This window comes from Kitasatospora sp. NPDC058032, from assembly GCF_042885845.1.
In the GTDB taxonomy this organism is placed as follows: Bacteria; Actinomycetota; Actinomycetes; order Streptomycetales; family Streptomycetaceae; genus Kitasatospora.
Genome location: NZ_JBHVRK010000019.1, coordinates 36,087 through 56,679 on the forward strand (window position 1 = coordinate 36,087; position 20,593 = coordinate 56,679).

The window sequence follows — 20,593 nt, forward strand, 5'->3', positions numbered from 1 at the left end:
GCTCCGGTTCTTTGCGTGATGCGAGGGTCTGTGAGGGGGCGCGCGCAGAGCGGGGCGGTGGAGCTCGATGGGGTGACGTGGTGCCGTGCCGGGACGGACGGGTCAGGCGGTCCAGGCGGACACCACGGAGACGGCCTGGGCCGGGTTGAGGCGGGGGTCGCAGCAGGTCGTGTAGCGCTCGCCGACGGAGTCGAGGTCGGCCTCGGTGGACGCGCACTCGGTGACGTCGTCCGGGGTGGTCTCCAGGTGCAGACCGCCGGCGACGCCGCCCGAGCCGCGCACGGCCTCGACGAACCGGGCGACCTCCAGGGCGATGGTCCCCACCAGGCGGGTCTTGAGGCCACCGGGGGCCGTGAAGGTGTTGCCGTGCACCGGGTCGCTGAGCCACACCACCGGGTGGCCGGCGCCGCGGACGGCGTCGACGAGCTTCGGCAGCCGGTCCGCGACGGCCTCGGCGCCCATCCGGGCGATCAGGGTGAGGCGGCCGGGGTCGCGCCACGGGTCGAGCTTCTCGCACAGGGCGAGGAGTTCGTCGGGCTCCATGCCGGGGCCGACCTTGCAGGCCACCGGGTTGGCCACCTGGGACAGCAGGGCGACGTGGGCGCCCTCGACCTGGCGGGTGCGTTCGCCGATCCACGGCCAGTGGGTCGAGCCGAGGAACAGCCGGCCCTTGTCGTCGACGCGCAGCATCGGCGTCTCGTAGTCGAGCAGCAGCGCCTCGTGGCTGGTCCACACCAGGGGCTCGACCACGTCGCGGCCGGCCGCGCGGTCGCGCCAGCCGAGGTGCTCGACGATGTCACCGGCGGCCATGTAGCCGGTGAGGATGCGCAGCGGGTCGGGCCGGCGGGACTCCGCGTCCGGCTCCGGTCCGTTCACCATGTGCCCACGGAAGACCGGGAGTTCGATCCCCTCGACGACTTCGGTGGGCTTGGAGCGGGGCTTGGCGAACTGTCCGGCGATGCGGCCCGCGCGGACGACCGGCTTTCCGGTGCGCAATCCGAGCGTCCCGGCGAGCAGATCGAGCAGCGCCGCCTTACGCGCCACATGTTGACGTGTACATTCCTGCGGATCCTCGGCGCAGTCCCCGGACTGCAACACCAGCGCTTCGCCGGTCGCCACTTTTCCCAGGAGGGTGCGCAAGGTGGCCAGCTCGTCGGGCTGGACCAGGGTGGGACGCGAGGCCAGCGCCTCGCCCACCCGGCTGACCTGGAGGAGGTCGCTCCATTCGGGTTGATGCAACGCCCCGCGGATACGAATCTCCCGTATGACGTCTTCCACGACGTACTCCGATCCGGCGGTGGATTTCTTGAATTGTCAGGTGGGTATTCCGGTGCGCTTGATCTCCGGCACCGGGATTCCGAGCGCGCGCAGCTGCTGGAACGGGTTCATGAACTCGCGCTGCAGCTTGATCCGCCCGTTCTCCAATTCGAACGAGTGGAGGAAGTGATTCTCGTAGTAACCGTCCGGGTAGTCGCCGAAGAGGATCTTCCCGCGGCCGTCGCACTCGACCCAGAAGCGGTTCGGGTCCTGGGTCTCGAAGATCTCGACGTTGTACCACTCCCAGTCCGGGAAGCACTTCAGCGACCAGACGGCGTGCTCACCCAGGCGGTCCCGGCCGTGCGTGGCGACCGGGGAGCCGGTGTCGGTGGTCCAGAGGCCGCCGACGCCGTCCTCGGTGAAGAGCTCGTGACGGCGCAGCCGGTCCTGCCCGAGGGTGCGCATGTACCGCTCGACGGTGGCCCGGTTGAGGCGGCGCAGCTCGGTCTCGTCGGCGAATCCCTGCGGGCCGGCGGATTCAGGCACAGTCGTATCCCCTGTTTGTTATTCGGACGAGTGAATGAGCAAGCAAGCGATCTTGTTGAATCCTGCCTCACCGGCAGATGCTTCCGCAACAGCGACCTATGAACTAACTGTGAAGGTTCGATCGCCACAACGCCGTCCGGGGGTGGCCGAAAACCGTCCGGCGATAAAAAAACGCTTGTTCTGCGACCTCACCTTTGAAAGGCGTGGGGCCAATGTTCTCGGAATCCGGTATTCCGTTGAACAGCGCCCGCCCCGGGGTTCGGGACGGGCGCCGGAGTACGCGGAGGGGCTCTGGCCGGTCAGCCGACCGGCACGGCGGAGCCGCCGCGGTGGCTCGTGAGGTGGCCGCGGAGGGTGAAGCCGGGGGCGGTGGCATCGGCCGGATTCAGCACCATGCCCCGGTCAAGGAGCTGTCGCGCCGCCAGGTGGTCGGTCGGCCGGTTGACCGACTCCACCGCCTGCAGCTCACCGCCGCGGAACAGCAGTACCGAGAACGCGTCGGGGTCCTCGCCGAGCACCACCTCGGTGTCGTGCCCCTCGTCCAGGCCGGCGATCTGCACGGTGGTCGCGAACTGGTCGCTCCAGAACCACGGCAGTTCGGCGTAGCCGCGGCCGGTGCCGGTCAGTCGCGCGGCCACCGCCTCGGCGTGGCCGACGGCGTTCTGCACCGACTCCAGCCGCAGCCGGTTGCCCGAGCGCACCTGCGGGAACGCCGCGCAGTCGCCGATCGCGGAGATGTGCGGGTCGCTGGTCAGCAGGGAGGAGTCGACGGCGATGCCGCCGCTCACCCGCAGGCCGGCCGCCGCCGCCAGGCCGGTGCGCGGGATCACCCCGATCCCGGCCAGCACCAGATCGGCCGGCAGCCGGTTGCCGTCGGCCAGTTCCACCGAGGCGACCCGGCCCAGGTCGTCGCCGTGCAGCGCGGCCACCCCCTGGCCGAACAGCAGCCGGCTGCCCTCGCGCCGGTGCAGCCGGGTGAAGTGCTCGGCGGTGCGCGCGGAGAGCACCCGGGCCAGCGGACGGTCGAGGGCCTCGACCACCGTCACCTCGCGGCCCGCCCGCCGGGCGGCGGCGGCGAACTCCAGCCCGATGAATCCGGCGCCGACCACCACCACCCGCCGGGCCGCGCCGAGCGAGGAGCGCAGGGCGGCGGCGTCCTGGGCGGTGCGCAGCGTGTGCACCCCGCGCAGCCCGGACCCCGGCACGCCGAGCGTGCGCGCGGTGGCCCCGGTGGCCAGCACCAGGTGGCCGTAGCCGAACACCGAGCCGTCGGCGAGGCGGACCGTGCGGGCGGCCGGGTCGACCGCCGTCACCGAGCCCGCGACCAGTTCGATCGACTGGCGCGCGTAGTAGCTCACCGGCCGCAGCCACAGCTGGGACTCGTCCACCTCCCCCTTGAGATAGGCCTTCGACAACGGGGGTCTCTCGTAGGGGAGTTCGTCCTCCGCGTCGATGAGGACCAGTCTTCCCCCGAAGCCGTGCTCACGCAGCGAGGCGGCCGTCTGGTAGCCCCCCTGGCCGGCTCCGACGATGACGACCGACGAGGGGTGGCCGAGCGCGGGGCGCTCCGGCGAGGGGCCCGTCGCGAAGGCCATCACTTCTGCCGCTCGGGCAGGTGCACGATCAGGCCGTCCAGCGCCTCGGTCACCGTGAGCTGGCAGCTGAGCCGGCTGTTGGGGCGGCGCGGGCAGGCGGTGAAGTCCAGCATGTCGTTCTCGTCGGACCGGATCGGCTCCGGCTTGTCGAGCGTCGACTCGTCGACGTAGACGTGGCAGGTGGCGCACTGGAGGTTGCCGCCGCACTGGGCGACGATGCCGTCGACGTCGTTGAAGACGGCGCCGCGCATGACGCTGGTGCCGGCCGGTACGTCGACGGTGCGCTCCGTCGTATCGACGGCGACGTAGGTGATCTTGGGCATGACGGGACTCCTCGGTGGCGCCCGGGCGCGCGAGGGCGCGCCGGAACAGGGCACCGGTCACGTAACGAAAGGGAGGAAGGACGGCGCCGCCGGTGGTCGGCGCGGAGCACGTCGCTCCCGCCAACCCGCCATCTCTTACCGGCCGTTCGGACACGCGAAGCCCTGGGCCAGGAACACGGCAGCGCGTTCGAGCGTAGCAAAGGACCCTGGCGCACGCCAGGATCGATCACCGGGGCCCGCGCCGTCAGGTCCGCGCCCGGAGCATCCTCGGATCCGGCCGCCGGTGCGTCATGAGCGGCCTGCTGACGGTGAACTCCCGGAACCGGCGGGCCGCCTCGGACTGGTAGGCCTCCCGGTTCCAGACCAGGGTGAGCACCCGGTAGCAGTTCGGGGCCTCCACGTGCACCCAGGCCACCGGCACGTGGGTGTCGGTGCCGGCCAGCCGGGACATCGCCGGGATCAGGCCGATGCCCAGGCCGGTGCTGATCATGTCCTGGCTGGCCCCCGGCTCGTCGCCCTCGCAGGACAGCCTCGGGGTGATCCCCTCGGTCGCGAACAGCCGCTCCAGCAGGGCGCGTTGCCAGTGGCCCCGCCGGGTGGTGACGAACGGCTCGTCGGCGATCTCGGCGATGGTCACGCTCTCCCGGCCGTCCAGCCAGTGCCCCCGCGGGACGGCCAGCAGCACCTCCTCGCGGAGCAGTTCGACGGACTCCAGGTCCGGGCCGGTCAGCGGTTGCGAAGCCACGCAGAAGTCGACTTCACCGGCGCGCAACTGACGGTCCATCTCCGACACGGTGGACTGGAAGAGCCGCACCTCGGCGCCCGGGTAGGCGGCCCGGAAGCCGCCCATCAGATGGGTGACGGTCAGCAGCGTCTCGGAGGCGACGCCGACCCGGCCGAGCCCGGTCTCCCGGGCCTCCCGCAGCGCCCGGCGGCCGTCGTCGAGCTCGCTCAGCGCGCGGTCGACGTGGCGCAGGAACACCGCGCCGTACTCGTTGAGCCGGATCCGCCGGCCCTGCCGGTCGAAGAGCGGGGTGCCCAGCTCGGCCTCCAGCCTGGCGATGGTGCGGCTGAGCGAGGGCTGGGCGACGTTCAGCTCCTCGGCGGCGCGGCTGATGTGCTCAAAACGGGCGACGGTCCGGAAGTGACGCAGTTGCAGCAAATCCACGGTTCACCTCTGCTCATGCCTGATGGGCTATCGGCACATAGCAAAACCGGTCTTGGAACGCATAAGCAATCCCGCCTAACGTCATCGGTGGGGTTCGTCGCAGCGGGTGGCGGGCAGCGATGCCCGTCACCCGCACACGCGAGGCGAGGAACCCGTCCACTCCCTCCCCTTCCCTCCCGCTCCCCCGCCCCCTCATCCGTCCGCCGACCCGGAGGCCAACCGCCCCCCAGGAAGGTCGCATCATGAGCGCTGCGGATCTGGCCCGACTCCAGTTCGCGGCCACCACCAGCGTGCACTGGCTCTTCGTCATCCTCACCATGGGGCTGGTCCCCATGGTGGCGTTCATGCACACCCGGGCCGCGTACACCCGCGACCCCGCCACCCGCGCGGTGCGCGAACGCATGACCCGCTTCTGGGGCCAGCTGTACGTCATCAACTACGCGGTCGGCATCGTCACCGGCCTCGTCATGGAGTTCCAGTTCGGACTCAGCTGGAGCGGACTGAGCAAGTTCGCCGGCAACGTCTTCGGCGCCCCGCTGGCCCTGGAGACGCTGATCGCCTTCTTCGCCGAGTCCACCTTCCTCGGCATGTGGATCTTCGGCTGGGGCCGGATGCGCCGCAGCGTGCACGTGGCGCTGATCTGGCTGGTCGCCCTCACCGCGTACGCCTCGGCGTTCTGGATCCTGGTCGCCAACGGCTTCCTGCAGCACCCGGTCGGCTACGAGGTGCGCGACGGCGCCGCCTACCTGACCGACTTCGTCGCGCTGATCACCAACGCCAACGCCCTGGTCGCGCTCGGCCACATCGCGCTCGCCGCGCTCACCACCGGCGGCATCTTCGTCGCCGGCATCAGCGCCTGGCACTTCGCCAAGGGCACCCGGGAGACCGAGCTGTTCCGCAGCTCGCTGCGGCTGGGCGTCTGGGTGAGCATGCTCTCCTCGTTCTTCGTCATCATCGTCGGCAACCTGCAGGTCCCCGTGATCGAGCGGACCCAGCCGATGAAGGCCGCCATCCTCAAGGGCAGCGGCGTCGCCGAGGAGCAGGCCAGGCTGGTCGCCCAGCACGGCCCCGGGGACTACGTGCCCTGGGAAGGCTGGGTGAAGAACTCGATGGACCTGATGTCGATCCTCGGCAACACCGTCTCGACCATCACGTTCATCGCCGTCTTCCTGCTGCTGAAGGACCTGCTGGTACGCAAGCGCTGGCTCGCCTACCTGATGACCGCGATCATCCCGCTGCCCTTCATCGCCTCCGTCGGCGGCTGGGTGGTGCGCGAGATCGGCCGCCAACCGTGGCTGGTCTACGGCGAGTTGACCGTCGACGACGCGCTCTCCAACGTCAGCACCGGAGCCCTGACGGTGTCCTGCGCGCTGTTCATCGCCATCTTCGTCGGCCTCGCGGCGACCAACTGGACGCTGATCACCCGCTTCGCCCGGCGCGGCCCGGACGGCGCCCAGCTCGGCGCCGGCGATCCGCTCGGCGACGACCTGCCCGACGCGGGCGGCGCCGACGACAAGCAGCCGGTCCCGGCCTTCTGACCCCGGCGACGGATCCCGCACCGAGATGCACTCCCCTGACGTGACGGAAGGTTGGGCTACATGAGCCTGGAGACCCTCTGGCTGGCCCTCCTCGGCCTGCTGCTCGCCGGCTACTTCGTGCTCGGCGGCTACGACTACGGCGTCCAGATGCTGTCCCCGTTCCTCGGCGCACCGGCCGGCGCACCCGACGGCGCGCCGGCCCGGGCACCGGATCCCGCGGAACGGAACGCCGCGCTCGACGCGATCGCCCCGTTCTTCCTCGGCAACGAGGTGTGGCTGGTCGCCTTCGCCGGCGCGATGTTCGGCGCCTTCCCGCACCTGGAGGGCAGCCTGCTCTCCGGCCTCTACCCGCTGATCGTGGCGATCCTGGCCGCCCTGGTGCTCGGCAACGCCGCCGTCCAGCTGCGCGGCCGGTCCCGCGGCCCCCGGGCGCTGCGCTGGTGGAACGCCCTGGTGGTGCTCGGCGGCGTGGTGCCCGCCGTGTGCTGGGGCATCGTGGTCGGCCTGCTGCTGCACGGCGTGCCCCGCCGGGCGGACGGCTCCTTCCACATCGGCTTCGGCGAGGTGTTCGCGCCGTTCTCGCTGACCTGCGGGGTGGCCGTCGCGCTGCTCTTCGCCGGTCACGGCGCGGCCTTCATCGCGCTCCGCTCCGAGCCCGAACTCGCCGTGACCGCACGGCGGGTGGGCGCCACCCTGGTCGCCGCGGCCGGTGCCGCGAGCGCCCTCGGACTGCTGCTGTCGCTGTTCGGGGTGGGCGCTTCGATGACCAGGACCGCCACCTCGGTGGTCCTGTTCCTGCTCGTCGCCGCCGCCGTCGCGGCCGGCTGGTGGTTCCTCACCCGGGGCCGCGACGCGCCGGCCTTCACCGCCACCTGCGTCGCGACCGCGCTGCCGGTGCTGCTGATCGGGGCGGGCCAGTACCCGTACCTGCTGGCCGCCGAGTCCGGGGCGGGGATCACCGTCGACGACGCCGTGGCCGACGGGGCCACCCTGAAGCTGCTGATCGGCTTCGGCGTGGTGATCTTCCCGCTGATCCTCCTCTACCAGGTCTGGAGCTGGTGGGCGTTCCGCGGCCGGACCGGGCTGCGCCACCCCAGCTACTTCTGACCACCGCCACCGCCGGCCGGCAGCCCCCCGCTGCCGGCCGGCGGCCTTCCAGCCGGCTTCCGCGGCCCGGCCGCCACCCGACCGGCCCGGACGGGCCGCGGAAGCCCTCCGCACCGCACGCCGGGCACCGCCCCGGGAGGGAGCACGGGATGAAGCCGGCCGAACGCCGCCTGCGGCGCGAACTCCCGGTGGTGCGCCGCCACCTGACCACCTCCACCGCGCTCGCCCTGCTGGGCGCCGCACTCGTCGTCGGCCAGGCCGGCCTGCTCGCCGGCCTGCTCGCCGACGGCTTCGCGGGGCACCGCCCGGACACCACCGCCCTCGCCGCGCTCGCCGCCGTCCTCGCCCTGCGCGCCCTGCTCGCCTGGGCCCGCGGCGTCCTCGCCCAGCGCGCCGCCGCCGAGGCCAAACGCGCCCTGCGCGACCGCCTCACCGCCCGGCTCCGGGAGACCGGCCCACGCCGGCTGGCCGCCCGCCGGCACGGCGAGACGGCCACCCTGCTCACCCGCGGCCTCGACGCCCTCGACCCCTACCTCACCGGCTACCTGCCCACCATGGCCGCCACCGCCGTCGTCCCGCTCGTGGTCGTCGGCCGGCTCTGGTGGGCCGACTGGACCTCCGCACTGATCATCGTGCTCACGCTGCCGCTGATCCCGGTGTTCGGCGCGCTGGTCGGGATGCACACCGCCCGCCGCACCGCCCGGCAGTGGCGGCTGCTCGCCCGGCTCGGCGGCCACTTCCTCGACGTCGTCGCCGGACTGCCGACGCTGCGCGCGTTCGGCCGCGAGCACCACCAGACCGGTGTGGTGCGGGAGATGGCCGACGCCCACCGGCGGGCCACCATGCGCACGCTGCGGGTGGCGTTCCTCTCCTCGCTCGTCCTGGAGACCGTCGCCACCCTGTCGGTCGCCCTGGTCGCCGTCCCGGTCGGCCTGCGGCTGCTGGCCGGCGAACTGGACCTGCGCACCGCCCTGGTCGTGCTCTTCCTCGCCCCCGAGGCCTACCTGCCACTGCGCGCGGCGGGCGCGGCGTTCCACGACAGCGCCGAGGGCATCACCGTGGCCGAACGGGTCTTCGCCGTCCTCGACGAGGAGGAGCCCGCGGCGGGACGCACCGCCGCCGCGCCGGTCCCCGACGCCCGGAGCGCGCGGCTGCGCCTCGACGGGGTCACCGTCCACCACCCCGACCGCGCCGCGCCCGCCCTCGACGCCGTCTCGCTCACCGTCCACCCCGGCGAGCACCTCGCCCTGGTGGGCCCGAGCGGCGCCGGGAAGTCCACCCTGCTCGCCCTGTTCCTCGGCTTCACCGCCCCCGGCGCCGGCCGGGTCCTGGTGGACGGCACCGACCTCGCCGCGCTCGACCCCGACGACTGGCTCGCCCAGGTCGCCTGGGTGCCGCAGCGCCCGCACCTGTTCGCCGCGACCGTCGCCGACAACATCCGCCTCGGCCGCCCCGACGCCACCGACGCCGAGGTCCGCGCGGCCGCCCGGGCCGCCTGCGCCGACGGCTTCGCCGAGGCGCTGCCGCAGGGTTACCACACCCTGCTCGGCGAACACGGCGCCGGGCTCTCCGCCGGACAGCGCCAACGCGTCGCCCTGGCCCGCGCGTTCCTCAAGGACGCGCCGATCCTGCTGCTGGACGAGCCGACCGCCCACCTCGACCCGGAGAGCGAGGCCGCCGTGACCAGGGCCACCGCCGAGCTGATGCGCGGGCGCACCGCGATCGTGGTCGCCCACCGCAGGAGCCTGCTGCCGCACGCCGACCGGATCGTCACCGTCCGGGCCGGCGCCCTCGAACCCGCCCCGGCCGCCGAAGAAGTGGTGCTCCTCCCATGACCAACCCCCCGGCCCCCCGCCCCACCGTCCGGCTGCTGCGCCACCTGCTCCCGCACTGGCGCCGACTGCTGCCCGCCGTCCTCGCCGCCGCCGGCAGCGAACTCAGCGGCGCCGCCCTGATGGCCACCGCCGCCTGGCTGATCACCCGCGCCGCCGAGCAGCCGCCGATCTCCGCCGTCGCCGTCGCCATCGTCGCCGTGCGCGCCCTCGCCCTCGGCCGCGGCACCCTGCGCTACGCCGACCGGCTGCTCGGCCACGACGGCGTGCTGCGCGCCGTCGCCGGCTTCCGCGCCCGGGTGTACGAGGCACTCGTCCCGCTCGCCCCGGCCGGCACCCCGGCGTTCCGCGGCGGCGACCTGCTGACCCGGCTGGTCGACGACGTCGACGCCGCCCAGGACCTGCTGCTGCGCGTCCTCGTCCCGGTCACCGCGGCCGGTCTGGTCGCCGCCACCGCCACCGGAACCGCCCTGGTGCTGCTGCCCTCCGCCGGGCTGCTGATCGGGGTGCTGCTCGCCGTGGCCGGCCTACTGGTGCCCGCCCTGGTGCTCGCGCTGTCCCGCCGCGCCGGGAGGGCGGAGAAGGCCGCGCGCGCCGAACTCACCGCGCTCACCGTCGACCTGACCGAGGGCGCCGCCGACCTCGCCGCGTACGGCGCCCGCGGTCGCGCCCACCGGCGGGCCGCCGAGGCCACCGCCCGGATCGCCGCCCTGGAGCGCCGCGCGGCGCTCACCACCTCGCTCGCCTCCGCCGCGGTCCTGCTGTTCCAGGGCGCCGCCACCGTCGGCGCCACCTGGCTCGGCCTGCGCGCCCACGCCGACGGCCGGCTGCCCGCCGTCCAGCTCACCGTCCTCGCCGTGCTCGCCCTGGTCTCCTTCGACGCGCCGGCCGCCCTGCCCGCCGCCGCCCGCCGGCTGGCCGACGTCTGGGCCTCCGCCCGCCGGCTCGCCGACCTCATGGACACCCCGCCCCCGGTCACCGACCCGGCCGACCCGGCCCCGCTGCCCACCGACGGCCCGCTCGGCGTCGAGATCACCGATCTGCGGGTACGCCACCGCCCCGACGGCCCCGCCGCCCTCGACGGCGTCAGCCTCCGCCTGCCGCCCGGCCGCCGGGTCGCCCTGCTCGGCGCCAGCGGCTCCGGCAAGTCCACGCTGATCGCCGCGCTGATGCGGTTCGTCCCCTACGAGAGCGGCAGCATCCGCGTCGCCGGCCGCGAACTGCGCGACTGCGCGGGCGCCGACGTCCGCCGGGTGATCACCGGCGTGACCCAGGACGCCCACGTCTTCCACACCACGATCCGGGCCAACCTGCGCCTGGCCCGCCCCGACGCCGCCGACGAGGACCTGCGCGAGGCCGCCCGCCGGGCCCGGCTGCTCGACTGGATCGAGTCCCTCCCCGACGGCTGGGAGACCATGCTCGGCGGCGACGGCGCCACCATGTCCGGCGGCCAGCGCCAGCGCCTGCTGCTGGCCCGCGCCCTGCTCGCCGACCCGCCCGTCCTCGTCCTCGACGAACCCACCGAGGGCCTCGACCCGGACACCGCCGCCGCCGTCCTCGCCGACATCCTCGACGCGACCCGCGGCCGCACCACCCTCCTGGTCACCCACGACCACGCCGCCCTCACCGCCGCCGACGCCGTCCTCACCCTCACCGACGGCCGCCTCGCCCCCGTCGGCTGACCGCGGGCGGGGGCGCGAGCGGCGGGTGCGGCGGGTGCGGCGGGTGCGGCCTCAGCCGGCGAGGTGCAGGAAGGGCTTGGCCACCGAGGCGTGTTCGAAGTAGAGCCGGGTCAACGGCGGGAACCGGAACCGCGCGTCGTGGCTGGAGCGGTCGACCGTCACCTGGAGCAGGTGGTGCGCGACGAGGGCGCCGACCGGCTCCTCCACGTCCAGCAGGTCCATCCCGAGCGTGCGGGCCGCGGCCTCCAGGTCGAACCCCCCGTCGCCGAGCCGGCAGAGGCTGATCAGCGCGTCCCGGTGCTCGGGCCGCAGCCGCCCGGCCGCGTGGTCCAGCCGCGCGCCGAGGTCGAACGGGCCGACCCTCAGCTCCTCGTGCACGCGGTGCTCCTCGGACAGCCGCTGGACGAGCTTGCGCACCCGCCAGGCCCGGCGGGCGAGCAGCTTCTCCCCGACGATCCTGATCGCCAGCGGCAACCGGTCGCACAGCCCGACCAGCCGGGCGCTGTCGGCCGGCTCGGCGGTGATCCGGCCCGTTCCGACGATCCCGGCGAGCAGCTCGACGCTCTCCTGCTCGGTCAGCGGCCCGAGTTCGACCGTGCTGTGCGCCGAGAGCCCGATCGGCCGGTTCCGGGCCGTGACGATCACCGCCGATTCCGGGTTCCCCGGGACGAGCGGGAGGACCTGGTCCGCCGAGTCGACGTCGTCCAGGACGATCAGCAGCTTGCGCCCGGCCGTGGTGGTGCGCAGCAGCGTGGCCCGCTCGTGGGGGTCGGCGGGCAGGTCGGAGGGCGCGTGCCCGAGGGATCCGAGCATCCGGGTGATCGCGTCCTCGGGTCCGATCGGTCCGCCGAGCCGGTCGTGCAGCGCCATGAACAACTGGCCGTCGGGGAAGCGCTCCTTGAGGACGTGCGCGGCCTGGACGGCGAGCACCGACTTGCCGATCCCGGGCTGGCCGACGATCACCACCGTCCGGGCCGCCCAGCCGGCCGCGGGCGCGCCCAGAATCGACTCGAGGTGTCCGAGCGCCTCCCGGCGTCCGGTGAAGTCGGCGATGCCGGACGGGAGTTCGCTCGGGGCGACGGCGGGCTGCGCGGCGGCGGGGGCGGGCCGCCGGCCGGTCTCCACCGGGACGCAGTTCAGGATGTCCTGCTGGAGCTGCTGGAGCCGTCGGGACGGTTCGAGCCCGAGCTGCCCGACGAGATTGCGGCGCAGTTCGTGGTAGGCCTCCAGCGCCAGCCCCGGGTTGTCGGTCCGGCGGCCGGCCTCCATCAGCAGCGCGCAGAACCCCTCGTGGGTCGGGTGCTGGCGGGCCAGCGCCTTGAGCTCGCCGACCAGTTCGCGGTGCCGCCCCAGTCGCAGGTCGATGCCCATCCGCTCCTCCAGGATGGTGGTGCGCTGCTCCTCCAGCAGGCCGAGCTGGGCCGACACCCCCGGGCCGAACTCGATGTTGCCCAGCGGTGCGCCGCGCCAGAGGTCGAGCGCCTCCCGGAACACCGCGGCGGCCCGCAGATTCTCCCCGACGTCCCGTGCGCACAGCCCTTCGGCGACCAGCCGGCCGAAACGCCGGAGGTCCAGCTGGCGGTCGGCGATCCGAATGCAGTATCCGCCCGGAACCGTTTCGATGAGCGGCGATCCGGTGACCTCGTTGATCGGCCCGAGCGCCGTCCTGAGTTGGTAGACATAGGTCTGGATCGTCTTCCTGGCCAGCTTCGGCGGCCATTCCCACAATTCGTTGATGGCGGATCTGAACGGCACCACCCGATTGGCGTGCAGCAGCAGCAGCGAGAGCAGCCGGGCCTGCATGGGGGCACGAGGGGTGATGTCGCGGCCCGCGCGCCGGACTTCCAGCGGGCCCAGCAGGGAGAAGTTGAGCGGTTCCGACGGATCCCCCGGGCCGGTGTCCCGGAATTCCCGATCAGGCCCGGCCGCACGAGCGTACTCGTCCATCGGCACGATCCCCCCCTTGCTCCTCGGTCGTCTTTCCTCGTGGCAGGCCCCGTCCGCGCCGACGAGATAACTCGATCGCCATGCTAGGTCGGCCTGTTGACAAGGGTCGATCGGAGGCCGTGACATCGCCGTCGAATTAGGCACCTAGGAATTCGCCGGCCCGGCGAAAAGCATCGAAATGACGTGAAAAGCGGCAGATCGCGCCGCCGGACCGCCGGCCACCGGCTCCGCTGGCCTTCGCACCCCTGCGACCAGCGCGTTCGCCCGTCCTGACCGAGCCTTGGTCGCCACCTGGCCGAGGCTTTTCTGCCCGCAGGGCACGATCCTTCGTACGCATCACCCACGCTCCGCCCCGTCGGCTTCCGGTCGGAGCGGTCGAGGTGCTCCTGCGCTCACGTCCGGAAGATCCTGGGCGGCCGAGGTCCCGGCCAGTGCTGTCCGGGGCCGCCGGGCGCTCTCGTCTACGAAAGGTCAAGGCGCTCATGGCGACAATTCCCTTCTCTGGCAGGCCCGAATCCGGCGCGGAGCCGGTGGCCGTCATCGGCATGGGCTGCCGGCTGCCCGGCGGAGTCGACTCCCCCGAGCAGCTGTGGCAGCTGTTGGTGAACGGGCAGGACGCGATCGGCCCGGTCCCGGCCGAACGCTGGGAGCACTACGAGAAACTCGATCCGCGCAACGCGGCGGCGCTGCGCTCCACCACCTCGCAGGGCGGCTTCCTCGCCGACGCCGCCGCGTTCGACGCGGAGTTCTTCGGCGTCACGCCGCGCGAGGCCGAACTGATGGACCCTCAGCAGCGCATCGTGCTGGAGGTCGCCTGGGAGGCGCTGGAGAACGCCGGCCTGCCGCCGCACACGCTCGCCGGCACCGACGCCGCGGTGTTCATGGGCGTCGGCTCCGACGACTACGGCCGCCAGATGCTGGAGGACCTGCCCGCCATCGAGGCGTGGAGCGGCATCGGCGCCTCCATGTGCGCGGTCGCGAACCGCATTTCGTACGCCCTGGACCTGCGCGGCCCGAGCCTGATCGCGGACACCGCGTGCTCCTCCTCCATCGTCGCCCTGCACCTCGCCTGCCAGAGCCTGCGGACGGGCGAGGCCACCCTGGCGATCGCCGGCGGCGTGAACGTGATGGCCGGGCCCGGCCTCACCATGGTGCTGGACGCCGCGGGCGCCACCTCCTCCGACGGCCGCTCCAAGTCCTTCGACGCGGCCGCCGACGGCTACGGGCGCGGCGAGGGCGCGGGCGTCCTCGTGCTCAAGCTGCTCTCCGAGGCCCAGCGCGACGGCGACCGGGTCCTCGCGGTGCTGCGCGGCACCGCGGTCAACCAGGACGGCCGGACGGCGGGCATCATGGCGCCGAACGGGGAGGCGCAGGAGTACGTCGCCCGGCAGGCGCTGCGGCAGGCCGGGGTGGCGGCGCAGAGCATCGGCTACGTCGAGGCGCACGGCACCGGCACCCGCAAGGGCGACCCGATCGAGGTCGGCGCGCTCAGCCGGGTGTTCGGCGAGGACCGCGGGCCCGACGATCCCTGCCTGATCGGCACGGTCAAGCCCACCATCGGGCACCTGGAGGCCGGTGCCGGCGTCGCCGGGGTCATCAAGGCCGTCCTGGCGCTGGTCCACGGACGGATCCCCGCCACCCCGAACATCACCGAGCTCAACCCGGACATCCCGTGGGAGACCTCGGGGCTGCGGGTCGTCACCGAGACCACCGAGTGGCCGAGCGGCGAGGGCCCGCGCCGGGCCGGGGTGTCCAGCTTCGGCTACGGCGGCACCGTGGCGCACGCCGTCCTGGAGCAGGCCCCGGCCCCGGCCGACCGGCGGTCCACGGCGGCCGAAGACTCCGACGGGGAACGGGTGTTCGCGCTCTCCGGCGTGACCGAGGCCGGACTCAGGGCCAACGCGGCGAAGCTCGCCGACTGGCTGACCGGCGCCGGGGCCGGGGCCGCCCAGGCGGACGTCGCGCACACCCTGCTGCACCGCCGCTCGCACCTGGGCCGGCGCGCGGCCGTGGTGGCCGCCGACCGGGCCGGCCTGGTCGAGGCCCTGCGCAAGGCCGCCGCCGGCGAGCCGGACCGGGCCGTCGTCGAGGGTGCCGCGTGGTCCGGACCGGCCCGGGACGCCGTCTGGCTGTTCTCCGGCCACGGCTCGCAGTGGCTCGGCATGGGCCGTGAACTCCTGGAGACGGACGCCGGGTTCGCCGCGGCGATCGACGAGGTGGAGGCGATCTACCGGGCCGAGATGGGCTTCTCGCCCCGCCGGGTGCTGCTGGAGGGGCCGCTGGACGAGACCCATGTGATCCAGCCGATGATCTTCGCGGTCCAGATCGGCCTGGCCGCCGCCCTGGAGGCCCGGGGCGTGCGCCCGGCCGCCGTGATCGGCCACTCGGTCGGCGAGATCGCCGCCGCCGTGGTCGCGGGCGTGTTCTCCCGCGAGGACGGCGCCCGGCTGATCTGCCGCCGCTCCGCACTGCTGCGCGAGGTCGCGGGCCAGGGCGCGATGGCCCTGGTCGACCTCTCGTTCGACGAGGCCGACCGGGAGCTGGCCGGCACCCCGGACGCCGTCGCGGCGATCGCCGCCTCCCCCGGCTCGACCGTCGTCGCCGGGACCCCGCAGGCCGTCGCCGCGCACGCCGAGCGCTGGCGCGCGGCCGGGCGGACGGTGCGCGAGGTCGCGTCCGACGTCGCCTTCCACAGCCCGCAGATGGACCCGCTGCTCGACCGGCTGGTCGCCGCCGTCGCCGACCTGGTGCCCGCCGCGCCGCGCATCCCGGTCTACAGCACGGCGCTCGCCGACCCGCGCTCCGCCACGGTGCGCGACGGGCACTACTGGTCCGCCAACCTGCGCAACGCCGTCCGCCTGGACCGTGCCGTCGCCGCGGCGGCCGAGGACGGGCACCGGCTCTTCCTGGAGGTCTCGGCCCACCCGGTCATCGTGCACTCGGTGAAGGAGGCGCTGGCCGAGGCCGGCCACGACGACGCGTTCACCACCGGCACCCTGCGGCGCAACCAGCCGGAGACCCCCGCGCTGCTGCTCGCCGTCGGCGCGCTGCACGCCCACGGCGCGGCCGTGGACCTCACGGCGCTCCAGCCCGACGGCACCCTGGTCGACCTGCCGACCACGGCCTGGCAGCACAAGCGGTTCTGGCGCACCCCCTCGACGCCGGTCGGCAGCGGCTCCGGCCGGCACCGGATCGAGTCGAGCACCCTGCTCGGCGGCCGGCTGACGCTGGCCGGTGACTCCTCGGTGCGGCTCTGGCAGACCTACCTCGACCACGGCAACCGGCCCTACCCGGGCAGCCATCCGATCCACGGCGTCGAGGTCGTTCCCGCCGCGGTGCTCATCCGCACCTTCGCCGCCGCGAGCGAACACGGCGCGCTGACCGACGTGGACCTGCGGGTGCCGGTGGCCGTCACCGGGCCGCGCGACATCCAGGTGGTCGCCCAGGACGGGATGGTCCGGCTGGCCTCCCGCCCGACCGGCGACGGCACCGAGGGCGACGAGGGCCTCGGCTGGACCTCGCACGCGACCGCCCGGGCCGTCGCACCGGCCGCCGCCGCGGCCGTGCCCGACCTGGCGGCGGCCCGCGCGCGCTGCACCGAGGTGCTGCGGCCGGAGGCCGTGGTCGAACACCTCAACCGGGTCGGCGTCGCGGACGTCGGCTTCGACTGGCGGATCGTCTCGCTCGACCGCGGCGAGCGCGAGCTGATCGCCCGGGTCGCACCGGCGGGCGACGGCGAGGGGCGCTCCGACGCCTGGGCCTCGCTGCTGGACGCGATCCTCTCCTTCGCCCCGCTGCTCTTCGAGGGCGAGCCGACGCTGCGGATGCCCGCCCGGATCGGCCGGGTCGAGATGTCCGGACGGCTCGGCGGGCAGACGACGGTGCACGTCCGCCTCACCGACGCCCCGGACGGCGACACCGTCGAGGCCGTCGTGGTCGAGGACGACGGCACGGTGTCCGGGCGGCTGGGCGAACTGCGCTTCGGCAAGCTGGACGGAGACGCCGGGGCCGCGGTCAGCCCGCGCCGCCTGGTGCACCGACTCGCCTGGGAGCCCGTCGAGTCGGAGCCGGAGGGCGGCGCCCGACTGCGCGCGGTCGGCCTGCTCGGCGGCAGCCCGCGGGCCCGCGCCGCGATCGCCGCCGCGTTCGAGGCGGCGCGGGTGCGCCCGGTCGCCGTCGCGGACCTCGACGGACTCCCGGCGGCCATGGACGAACTCGGCCCGGACGACGCCCTGCTCGTCCTGCCGATCGCCGAGGTCCCGGAGGGCGACATCGCCGGGACGGCCGTGGACAACGCCTGGCAACTCGCCAGGACGGCCCAGCTGTTGGCCGAGGAGTACGGTGCGCTGGCCCCCCGGCTGTGGGGCGTGACCGTGGGCGCGCGCGAGAGCACGGCCCTCACCGACCTCGCCCAGGGCCCGCTGTGGGGGCTGGGCCGGATCATCGCCGGCGAGCAGCCGGAGCTGTGGGCCGGTCTGGTCGACCTCGACCCGACGGCCGCCGACCTCGGCGCCGGGCAGCTGGCCGGCCTGGTCCGCACCCGGCCCGAACCGGACGTCTTCGCGGTCCGCGACGGCGCGGTGCTCGCCGCCCGGCTGGCCGAGCTGTCCGCCGAACCGGACCGCGCACCGCTCAACTGCCGCGCGGACTCCACCTACCTCATCACCGGCGGCCTCGGCACGCTCGGCACCGAGGTGGCGACCTGGCTGGCCGGCCGGGGTGCCCGACGGATCGTCCTGGCCGGCCGGAGCGGGCTGCCGCCCCGCCACCGCTGGGACGCCCAGACCGAGCCCGAGACGGTGCGGCGGATCACCGCCGTCCGTGACCTGGAGGCCCTCGGCGTCACCGTCCGGGTGCTGGAGCTGGACATCACCGACCAGGCCGCCGCGAAGATCCTCACCGAGCCGGAGGCGCTGGGCCTGCCGCCGATCCGCGGCATCGTGCACGCGGCCGGCGTCCTCGACAACCGGATGCTGCACGGTCTGACCCGGCGCTCGCTGGCCGACGTCATGCGGCCCAAGGTGGAAGGCGCACTCGTCCTGGACGGGCTGTTCCCCGCCGGAACCCTGGACTTCTTCGCCCTCTTCTCGTCCATCGGTCTCCAGCTCGGGCTCACCGGCCAGGCCAGCTACGCCTCCGCCAACTCCTTCCTGGACGCGTTCGCCCGGCACCGCGCCGCGGCCGGCGCCGGCGACACCGTCAGCCTCGGCTGGACGTCCTGGCGGGCGATGGGCATGGCCGTCAACAAGGTGGTCGACGCCGAGCTGGCCGACCGGGGCGTCGGGGACATCTCGGTCACCGACGCCTTCCGGGCCTGGGAGTTCGCCAGCAGCTACCAGGAGCCCTACCTCGCCGTACTGCGCACCGTCCGGCTGCCGGAGGGCACCGGGCCGCTGCCGATCCTCAGCGGCCTCGGAGAGCTCGGCCGCGCGGCCGGCGGCGGCCAGGACGGCGATCCGGCCGAGGAGTTCGGCGCCGGGCTCGCCCCGGAGCCGCTCCGGGAGCTGCTCGTCACCGAGGTCGGCCGCCAGGTCGGCGGTGAACTCCGGGTCTCCCTGGAGGAGTTGGACGTCAACCGGGCGCTCACCGAGATGGGCCTGGACTCGGTGATGACGATGACGGTGCGCCGGAGCCTGGAGAAGCGGTTCCGGCTCAGCCTGCCCGCGACGCTGCTCTGGAACCACCCGAGCGTCACCTCGGTGGCGGGCTACCTCGCGGAGCGGCTGATCGAGCAGCGGTCCGCCGCCGCCGAGGCGAGCGAGCCGGAGACGGAGCCGGAGCAGCGGCCGGAGCAGCAGCCGGAGCCGGTCGAAGCCGTCGCCGCCTGATCCCCCCGCACCCGGCCGGGTCCGGCGGACCCCCGCCCCGCCGACGACCGCTCGGTGCGGTGGCGGTCCGCCGGACCCGGCCCCCCGAACAGACCTGGAAGGAACCGAAGATGCGTCACGGCGCGACCGCCTGGCCACCCGAGCTCGCCGAGCTCTACCGGACCGAGGGCTACTGGCGCGGCCTGCCCCTGGGGCTGCTGCCCGAGCAGTGGGCCGCCCGGTACGGCGACCGGACCGCCCTGGTGGACGGCACCACCCGGATCACGTACCGGGAGCTGGCCACCCGGGTGGAATCGGCCGCCACCAACCTCACCGTGCTCGGCCTGGAGCCGGGCGACAACCTGCTCGTCCAACTCCCCAACTGCCACCAGCTGGTGCTGCTGGTCCTGGCCTGCGCCAGGATCGGGGTCGCGCCGGTCCTGCTGCTGCCCGCCCACCGCGAGCGCGAGCTGGTCGCGCTCGGCCGGCACACCGGGGCGGTGGCGCTGGCCACCACCGCCACCACCCGCGGCTACGACCACGCGGCACAGGCCCGCCGGGTCGCCGAGCAGGTCCCGAGCATCCGCCGCCTCCTGATAGCCGGCTGCGAGGAGGAGGCCGGCACCGAGACCGATCTCGACGCCCTGCTCGACTCCCCGCCGGTCCTGCCCGCCGCCCTCCCCGACCCCGACCCCTCGGACGTCGCCCTCTTCCTGCTCTCCGGCGGCACCACCGGAACCCCCAAGGTGATCGCCCGGACCCACAACGACTACGAGTACAACTTCCGCGGCAGCGCGGCGGTCTGCGGTTTCGACACCGGGACGGTCTACCTCGCCGCCCTCCCGGCCGCGCACAATTTCGTGCTGGGCAGTCCCGGCGTGCTCGGCACCCTCGCCTCCGGCGGGCAGGCGGTGTTCGTCGCCTCCCCGTCGCCGACCGCGGTGTTCGACGCGATCAAGACGCACGGGGTCACCCACCTCGCCGCCGTCCCCGCCGTGCTCCGGCGCTGGATGGAGTCGGCCGAACGCACCTCGATCGACCTGCCCTCGCTCCGGGTGGTCCAGGTCGGCGGGGAACGGCTGGAGCCGGAGACCGTGCGCCGCGCCGCCCAGGTGCTCGACTGCCGGATCCAGCAGGTCTTCGGGATGGCGGAGGGCCTGCTGAACTACACCAGGCCGGACGACTCCCGGTGGGCCGCGGAGGAGACCCAGGGCCGCCCGATGAGCCCGCACGACGAGATCCGGGTGATCGACGCGAACGGCGAGGAGACCGCCGCCGGCGAGCCGGGGGAACTGCTGACCCGCGGCCCGTACACCCCGCGCGGCTACTTCCGGGCGCCCGAGCACAACCGGACCGCCTTCACCGCCGACGGCTGGTTCCGCACCGGCGACGTGGTGCGCCGCGACGCCGCGGGCAACCTCGTGGTCGTCGGCCGCATCAAGGACGTGATCAACCGCGGCGGCGAGAAGATCGCGGCCGACGAGATCGAGCACCTGCTGGCGGAACTGCCGGAGATCGCCGACGCCGCGGTCGTCCCCTACCCGGACCCCGACCTCGGCGAGCGGGTCGGCGCCTTCGTGGTCCTGCGCGAGGGCCGCACCCTCAGCACCGGGGAGGCCGTGCAGCGGCTCACCGCGAGCGGCATCGCCGCCTACAAGCTGCCCGAGCAGCTCTGGGTCGTCGACACCCTGCCGCAGACGGCGGTCGGCAAGACCGACAAGCAGGCCCTGCGCCGGCTGGTCGCCGACCGGGCCGCCGACCGGGCCGCCGACCCGCAGTACCAGCACTGAC

The 20,593-nt window shown here is 74.1% G+C and carries 12 protein-coding genes; 6 read left to right on the forward strand and 6 right to left on the reverse strand.

Going from position 1 to position 20,593, the window contains the following annotated elements; translation table 11 throughout:
• Window positions 1–102: 102 nt before the first annotated feature.
• The 5 genes from ACFVUH_RS26795 to ACFVUH_RS26815 all read right to left on the reverse strand — a co-directional run bounded on the left by ACFVUH_RS26795 (window position 103) and on the right by ACFVUH_RS26815 (window position 4,889).
• The gene (locus ACFVUH_RS26795) at window positions 103–1,278 is read right to left on the reverse strand and encodes a 3-deoxy-7-phosphoheptulonate synthase (RefSeq protein WP_387915763.1); all 1,176 of its coding nucleotides are present in this window, start codon (window positions 1,276–1,278) and stop codon (window positions 103–105) included.
• 36 nt (window positions 1,279–1,314) lie between these two features.
• On the reverse strand, window positions 1,315–1,803 hold the full coding sequence (locus ACFVUH_RS26800; RefSeq protein ID WP_355366944.1) for a PhzA/PhzB family protein: 489 nt from the start codon (window positions 1,801–1,803) through the stop codon (window positions 1,315–1,317).
• A 299-nt stretch (window positions 1,804–2,102) separates the two neighbouring features.
• Window positions 2,103–3,398, reverse strand: coding sequence for an NAD(P)/FAD-dependent oxidoreductase (locus tag ACFVUH_RS26805; RefSeq protein WP_387915765.1), 1,296 nt, complete (start codon window positions 3,396–3,398; stop codon window positions 2,103–2,105).
• Window positions 3,398–3,721 (reverse strand): 2Fe-2S iron-sulfur cluster-binding protein, encoded by a 324-nt coding sequence (locus ACFVUH_RS26810; RefSeq protein ID WP_355366948.1) that lies wholly within the window; start codon window positions 3,719–3,721, stop codon window positions 3,398–3,400. The genes ACFVUH_RS26805 and ACFVUH_RS26810 overlap by 1 nt, the downstream gene beginning before the upstream one ends.
• 244 nt (window positions 3,722–3,965) lie before the next feature.
• Window positions 3,966–4,889, reverse strand: coding sequence for a LysR family transcriptional regulator (locus ACFVUH_RS26815; RefSeq protein WP_387915768.1), 924 nt, complete (start codon window positions 4,887–4,889; stop codon window positions 3,966–3,968).
• A 242-nt stretch (window positions 4,890–5,131) separates the two neighbouring features.
• Between ACFVUH_RS26815 and ACFVUH_RS26820 the strand changes: the two genes are divergently transcribed.
• The 4 genes from ACFVUH_RS26820 to cydC all read left to right on the forward strand — a co-directional run bounded on the left by ACFVUH_RS26820 (window position 5,132) and on the right by cydC (window position 11,048).
• Window positions 5,132–6,427 (forward strand): cytochrome ubiquinol oxidase subunit I, encoded by a 1,296-nt coding sequence (locus ACFVUH_RS26820; protein WP_387915769.1) that lies wholly within the window; start codon window positions 5,132–5,134, stop codon window positions 6,425–6,427.
• A 60-nt stretch (window positions 6,428–6,487) separates the two neighbouring features.
• Window positions 6,488–7,534 (forward strand): cytochrome d ubiquinol oxidase subunit II, encoded by a 1,047-nt coding sequence (gene cydB / locus ACFVUH_RS26825; RefSeq protein ID WP_387915771.1) that lies wholly within the window; start codon window positions 6,488–6,490, stop codon window positions 7,532–7,534.
• Window positions 7,535–7,683: 149 nt separating this feature from the next.
• On the forward strand, window positions 7,684–9,369 hold the full coding sequence (cydD, locus tag ACFVUH_RS26830; RefSeq protein WP_387915772.1) for a thiol reductant ABC exporter subunit CydD: 1,686 nt from the start codon (window positions 7,684–7,686) through the stop codon (window positions 9,367–9,369).
• Complete coding sequence (gene cydC, locus ACFVUH_RS26835; protein ID WP_387915774.1) at window positions 9,366–11,048, forward strand: thiol reductant ABC exporter subunit CydC; 1,683 nt, start codon at window positions 9,366–9,368, stop codon at window positions 11,046–11,048. The genes cydD and cydC overlap by 4 nt, the downstream gene beginning before the upstream one ends.
• A gap of 51 nt (window positions 11,049–11,099) precedes the next feature.
• On the opposite strand, the gene ACFVUH_RS26840 is transcribed toward cydC, so the two are convergent.
• Window positions 11,100–12,995: a BTAD domain-containing putative transcriptional regulator gene (locus ACFVUH_RS26840; protein ID WP_387915776.1), complete on the reverse strand. Its 1,896-nt coding sequence runs from the start codon at window positions 12,993–12,995 to the stop codon at window positions 11,100–11,102.
• A gap of 482 nt (window positions 12,996–13,477) precedes the next feature.
• Between ACFVUH_RS26840 and ACFVUH_RS26845 the strand changes: the two genes are divergently transcribed.
• Both ACFVUH_RS26845 and ACFVUH_RS26850 read left to right on the forward strand, forming a co-directional pair.
• A complete protein-coding gene (locus ACFVUH_RS26845) occupies window positions 13,478–18,823 on the forward strand; it encodes a beta-ketoacyl synthase N-terminal-like domain-containing protein (RefSeq protein ID WP_387915778.1) in 5,346 nt (1,781 codons plus the stop codon).
• Window positions 18,824–18,933: 110 nt separating this feature from the next.
• Window positions 18,934–20,592: a (2,3-dihydroxybenzoyl)adenylate synthase gene (locus ACFVUH_RS26850; RefSeq protein WP_387915780.1), complete on the forward strand. Its 1,659-nt coding sequence runs from the start codon at window positions 18,934–18,936 to the stop codon at window positions 20,590–20,592.
• Window position 20,593: the final 1 nt, after the last annotated feature.